Genomic DNA, 5465 nt, shown 5'->3' with positions numbered 1-5465 from the left:
AAGCTGCACAAACTCAGAGAACCGCGCTGCCGCACGGGGACTGAACCCTGGAGAATAGCCCGTAGGCGTAGGCCACCTTGAACATCGTCGCGTCGCGGTAGGCCGGCAGCCAGCCCTTCCGCGCCGAGGCCGCGATCACCGCGACTCGGTCGTCGGCGTGGTCGAAGAAGTCTTGCAACTCGTGCTTGGTGAAGGCCCGCTTCGTCGGGGACTGTTCGTTGTCTTGGACGTGGGTGGCGGTGTTCCATTCGAAGAACACCTGAGCGGGGTGGGTGCCGAACCGCTGTTCGCAGACCCGGTCCCACCCGTAGTCAGGATCGCTGACATAGGAGCAGAACATCCGCAGCGCGTTCTGATAACCCCGTGCCGTCGACTGGTTTCGCCGCTTCACCGAGCGCAGATCGTTGAAGAACTCCTCCACCATGGTCGGCGTCCAAGTCCACGGGAATTCGTTCGTGTGAGCGATGAAGCGCTCCACGAGGCGCGCCCGCCCCGCAACCGTGTCAGAATCCAAGTTGCGGCATAGTTGCTGGTTGCGCCACCCCTCGAGCATTTCGTTGACCGTCTGGGTCTCTGGATGGAGCACCGGAACCGAGCCGATGACGTACACGCGACCACTCAGATCGACGGGCAAGACGGGCCTCCAGACTGTCTCATTCAATGAATCATTGAATCATTGAATCATCTTCCGAATCATTACCACATCGGGGCAGGTAGGCGCATCACCTTCACGCCACTCAGTTCGGCGTGTCGGCCCTATCCCGCAGACGGGCACTCCCCCACCTACATCCACTTATCCCAAAACTGCGTTCCAACAATGGCTTTGACAATCACGCCACAGCGCCACCGGGCTTGGACCCATGATTCATCTGATGAAAATGGAGGAGTTACTCATGGATAACCACTGTTATCCATGAAATATGTGCGACCATTACTTCGTGACGCCGCCCCCCAGTCGTGCCGACGGGGAATCAGGGTACCCCGCATGGTTTTTGGAGTTCCTCGCCGATCGCGCCATTCGCAAACCATCACGCCACACCATGAAGGCCTACAGCCAGGATTTCGACGCAATCGCAACCCTGATCGCCGGCGCTCCTGAACGAGTCGTCGAGTTAAGTCCTGACGTCCTCACCAAGGTAGCGCTGCAAACCGCCTTTGCCAAGTGCGTGCCCACGCGGCTGCATCGATTCGGCGCTGCTGGTCAAACTGGAACACGTTGTGCGACTTCCTCTATAGCGGCGACCTACTCGCAGCTAATCCGATGTCACTGATTGGTCGGCCCAAAGTCGCCAAGACGCTTCCGAAAGGCCTTGGCGTCGATACGGTTTCCGGGTTGCTGGCGGTGATCGACCTGGACCGCGGTTCAACACGTCGCTCTGACTGGGCCGAACGTGACCGCGCCATCGTCCTGACGGCCGTGCTGGCCGGACTTCGAGCGGACGAACTGGTGAATGCCGACATCGGCGACATCCGACCCACCGATGAGGGCGGCGTCATCCACGTACACGGCAAGGGAAACAAAGATCGCCGAATACCAATAGAACACAACCTCATTCACGAGCTTGAGTTGTATTTGGGATCTAGAGCAACGCGGTTTCCCGGCACGCTGAAACGGCGCTCCGCCGGTACAGGCCTTGGCGCGTGGGCGGCCACCGCCCCACTGTTTGTCGGCAGTGACGGTGAGCGCATGACTCGGGGCACGCTCCAATACCGGGTACTGCGCGCCTTCAAGAAAGCAGGGCTCAACAGCCAACGGGCCGCCGGAGTCCTCGTGCACGGCTTCCGCCACACATTCGCCACCGAGCTCGCCAACGGGAACGTCAGCGTCTACGCACTGATGAAGCTTCTCGGGCACGACTCGATGGCGACCTCACAACGCTACGTTGACGGGGCAGGCGCGGAGAACCGTACCGCCGCCGCCCAGAATCCGCTCTACAGGCTGATTGAGCAGACTGGGGAACCGTTGTGAGCTCCACCCCGCCTTCTCCGCGCGGCCATACGCGGACTTAATGCCAGATAACTGAGATTACGCCAACTCAGAGTTGGCGCTAGCGCATACTGATGATTGACATTAGTCGCATCGTCGCAGAATACTTGGCGGCATGGCAACCCCTCGCCTCGTCGAGCTGATCGACCGGTACAAGAATGCCCACGGGGTCAGCGAGGCTGAGCTTGCGCGCCGGATCGGCGTCACGCGGGAGAATCTGCGTAAGTGGCGAACCAATGGTGTCCGACGACTACCGGAACGCGAGAATCTCGCTGCAGTTGCCCGGGTTATAGGACGCGCTTACCGCGACGTCCTCTCGGCCGCTCTGTTTGACACCGGCTATCTCACCGTTGAGCATCCCGCCCAACCAAGGCCCTATACCGAGGTCCTCCAGGACGCCGTCGCCGTCCTCACCGAAGCTACACGGTTGACCAATCAGCCTATGCGCCAAGCTAGTTCGGGCGGATGGGAACCCAACCCAGACCCGCGTGCAGCACTGCCGATCGACTGGGCGGAGTTCGTCACCCTCGCCCTAGCCGGCGCTGCCGCCAACGTCGGCGGCGTAGAGGCTGCGCTCGCCGGGCGCCCCGGCTCCTGGGAAGCCGAAATGGTGCGTCAGACAATCAATTCCACTGTCCTCAACGACAAGGACTTGCTGCGTCACCGCACCGAACCCGTGGTTGTCGACCTCTGGGTGGAAAGCATCCTGTCCTACCTCGCCGACCCCAGCGACGATCTCTACGCCGACGCGGCCAATGAGGTCGATGCACGCGCCAACACGGTCCCCCACCCAACCGATCTGCCGCCGGGGCCCTTCTCACCTGATGACCCGCGCCTAGCCGACAAGCCCTGGGTCGAGGTGACTGACGACGGATACCTCCACATCACCTACCGCGACTGGACAGGCGACCCCGACGACCTTGCTCTGCTCACCACGCTGACCGAAGAAGCCCGCGCCCACCGCGACCCCACCCCCGGAGAAATCGCCTACGAGCAAGCCTTGCAGGAGATCTCAGCGCAGGTCGACGCAGTCGACGCGCTACAGCGACGCGAATACTCCGCCTACGCGACCCAGCTCGCCCAGGCGATCGAGGACAACATCGCTGAGCTTGAGTTGACCGTGCCCGTCACCGTGAGCGTCACTCTTGCCCCCGAGCATCGCGAACCCGGGGCATCTGACGACCACGCACCGCAGCCCCTCCCCCGCAATGCCATCGAGAGTGCCATCGACAGGGCCATCACCAAAACGCCAACACCATCGATGTTGCCGGGTGGGCCACTGGACCGGCTCGCGCCAGACGCTCCCGCGGCGGCGGCCGGGTTAAAGGAAACCGGTGAGGACGGTGAGTGAGTCCGACCTGGCCAAGGTGTCAGAAGCCGCCGAACTGTGTGGCATGCCCATCGACGTTCTCAAGATGATGGCAGCGGATGGTCTACTGCCCCAGGTCGTTCGGGGGAAGACCGGGCACGTGTACTTTCCTCGCAGCGCGATACCAACCTGGACCGAGTGTGTGGAGCTGCTGAGGGAACAGCGCGATCGACACCTGCGGCGCGCGGCGTCGGCCCTGCGCCGTCTAGACACCGAACTCGAGGCAGTGCGCAACGACATCACCGAGGCCCGCGAATACCCGCACCAGACCCTCGGCATCGACCTCATGAGCTTCGGACACTGGCCCCATGACCGCATGGCGTCAACGCTGCGCGGTCAACCGCTCATCACCGGTGTGCTGGAGCAGTTCACCACCGAGCGGATAGCCATCACGCGCTACCACGACGCCTACCTCGACGCCCTCGCATCGGAGGGGCGGCAGGCCCGCGAGGACACCCTCTGACCCACGACACCCAGCCGCCCGCTCACTGCGGACCCTCAGCCGCAGCCGGCGCGGCGGGAACCAAGGCCCCGTCCGAACCGGTCGCGTAACCCGCAGGTGGCGAGGGGGGAAGTCTAACGACCTCTCCCCCTGTATCGGCGGCGTAGCGGGCGGCCTCATCGCGCTCGGCTTCGGTGTAGACGCGCACCGCAGCGGGCCGACCAGGCACCCGGACCATCATCGTGAGGTCGGCGAGGCGGACATCGCCAGCGCGCGTGCGTGGGGCCTGTCGGACATGCAGCCCGCCGCTGCCGTCGTCGCTCATGGCCGTCATTCTCGCCGCCGACACCGACAACACGGGCGTACATGCCGCGGTCACCGCGACCACGATGATATCCCATGATATCGTCTTGGTATGAGTGATGTGTTGATCCGCGACATTCCTGATGACGTACTCGCTGGGCTCGATGCCCGAGCTACTGAGTTGGGTTTGTCGCGGGTTGAGTACATTCGTCGCCGCCTGGCCCAGGATGCTCGCGCGGCGCGCGTCCCCGTCACGCACGACGATCTACAGCGGATGGGGCGCGCCGTCGCGGGCCTGGCCGACGACGACCTGATGCGCCAGGCGTGGCAGTGACAGAAACGACGTGGCTGATCGACAAATCAGCTCTGGCGCGCCTGGCGCAGAGCGTCGAATCAGAGACCTGGAGCAACCGAATCGAACGCGGCCTGGTCCATATCAGCAATGTGACACGCCTGGAAGTAGGGTATTCGGCTCAATCCGGCGATATCGCTCGGCGTGAGTTTCGTGAATCTCCCTTAGCCGCAATGCCAGTCGAGTATCTGACACCACGAATTGAAGATCGTGCGCTGCAGGTGCAGCTATTGCTAGCCGATCGCGGCCAGCATCGCGGGCCGTCGATCCCCGACCTCATCATCGCGGCCACTGCCGAGCTTTCGGGATTGACCATCCTGCACGTCGACAAGGATTTCGACACCATCACCGCGATTACCGGACAACCGACAACTCGCCTTACCTACACCAGCCCAAGCACTCCGGCATAGGTTAGGTGGATAAGGAGGTCGTGGTGGGGTGGGATGCGATTCCCGGTACTGAGACCGGGGCCCGGCCGCGCATTTCCATTGCCGCTGCTCTGCAGCGTGAATATCCACGGCGGTCGCTATCGACGCCAGCGTTGCAAAGGGCCGGGCTTATCTGGCCGTCAGGCGCGGCGACGGGGAAGTCAGGCCGATCTACCTTCTACTCGATCGAGAAGGCTTTAAGCGATTGGCCGACCCGGACGACGATCCGGTGTGGGCGACGGACTTTCTGCTCGACGAATCGCCAGAGCGATGGCCGATGAAGGTCTCGCAGGGGTCCTGTCGCTGCGCACCCACAACGCGTCGTTCGACATCACCAGGATCGGTCGCAAGGAGGCGGCACGATCCCGATTGTCAAAGTTCCCCGGGCGCGAGGTCGACGACGACTGGGGCCTTGTGCTGGCCGCAAGCCTGGACTGCATACCCGCACAGGTCGAGGATGTTCTGCGCGCCCGCGGCGACCGCGAGCTGCTCACTCTTGCTCGAAAGCGACGTCTTGGCGCGGTGCTAACCCGGATTTTTCGTGGGATGTCGCCTGTAGGGGTGTGTAGATAAGCGAAAGTGCC

General features: G+C 62.9%; 6 protein-coding genes and 2 pseudogenes. 6 read left to right on the top strand and 2 right to left on the bottom strand.

Annotated elements, in window-relative coordinates; translation table 11 throughout:
* Nucleotides 1-55: 55 nt before the first annotated feature.
* A pseudogene (locus tag CRM90_RS29425) lies at nt 56-634 on the bottom strand (site-specific integrase); the annotation flags it as partial.
* A 286-nt stretch (nt 635-920) separates the two neighbouring features.
* Between CRM90_RS29425 and CRM90_RS29420 the strand changes: the two are divergent.
* From CRM90_RS29420 to CRM90_RS29410, 3 genes and pseudogenes are all read left to right on the top strand, one after another.
* Nucleotides 921-1969: pseudogene (locus tag CRM90_RS29420) on the top strand (tyrosine-type recombinase/integrase).
* A 133-nt stretch (nt 1970-2102) separates the two neighbouring features.
* Nucleotides 2103-3338, top strand: coding sequence for a helix-turn-helix domain-containing protein (locus CRM90_RS29415; protein WP_102810376.1), 1236 nt, complete (start codon nt 2103-2105; stop codon nt 3336-3338).
* Nucleotides 3331-3819, top strand: a complete 489-nt coding sequence (locus tag CRM90_RS29410; RefSeq protein ID WP_233209591.1) for a MerR family transcriptional regulator — start codon at nt 3331-3333, stop codon at nt 3817-3819. Before CRM90_RS29415 ends, CRM90_RS29410 begins: the two co-directional genes overlap by 8 nt.
* Nucleotides 3820-3841: 22 nt before the next feature.
* On the opposite strand, the gene CRM90_RS29405 is transcribed toward CRM90_RS29410, so the two are convergent.
* Entirely contained in the window at nt 3842-4177 is a 336-nt protein-coding gene (locus CRM90_RS29405) for a hypothetical protein (RefSeq protein ID WP_233209590.1), read from the bottom strand.
* Between the two features lie 36 nt (nt 4178-4213).
* Between CRM90_RS29405 and vapB the strand changes: the two genes are divergently transcribed.
* From vapB to CRM90_RS29390, 3 genes are all read left to right on the top strand, one after another.
* Nucleotides 4214-4435 carry a type II toxin-antitoxin system VapB family antitoxin gene (gene vapB, locus CRM90_RS29400; protein WP_014805345.1) on the top strand — a complete coding sequence of 74 codons (222 nt, stop codon included), beginning with the start codon at nt 4214-4216 and terminating at the stop codon, nt 4433-4435.
* The gene (locus tag CRM90_RS29395; RefSeq protein WP_014805344.1) at nt 4432-4863 is read left to right on the top strand and encodes a PIN domain nuclease; all 432 of its coding nucleotides are present in this window, start codon (nt 4432-4434) and stop codon (nt 4861-4863) included. Before vapB ends, CRM90_RS29395 begins: the two co-directional genes overlap by 4 nt.
* A gap of 249 nt (nt 4864-5112) precedes the next feature.
* Nucleotides 5113-5454, top strand: coding sequence for a hypothetical protein (locus CRM90_RS29390; RefSeq protein WP_142391490.1), 342 nt, complete (start codon nt 5113-5115; stop codon nt 5452-5454).
* The last annotated feature ends 11 nt before the right edge of the window (nt 5455-5465 follow it).

Origin of the sequence: Mycobacterium sp. ENV421, from assembly GCF_002887815.1 — a bacterium.
In the GTDB taxonomy this organism is placed as follows: Bacteria; Actinomycetota; Actinomycetes; order Mycobacteriales; family Mycobacteriaceae; genus Mycobacterium.
This window is presented reverse-complemented; position numbering and strand designations above follow the sequence as displayed.

Coding starts and splice junctions, on each gene's coding strand:
- CRM90_RS29415 (WP_102810376.1), top strand. CDS start 2,103: ATGGCAACCCCTCGCCTCGTCGAGCTGATCGACCGGTACAAGAATGCC.
- vapB (WP_014805345.1), top strand. CDS start 4,214: ATGAGTGATGTGTTGATCCGCGACATTCCTGATGACGTACTCGCTGGG.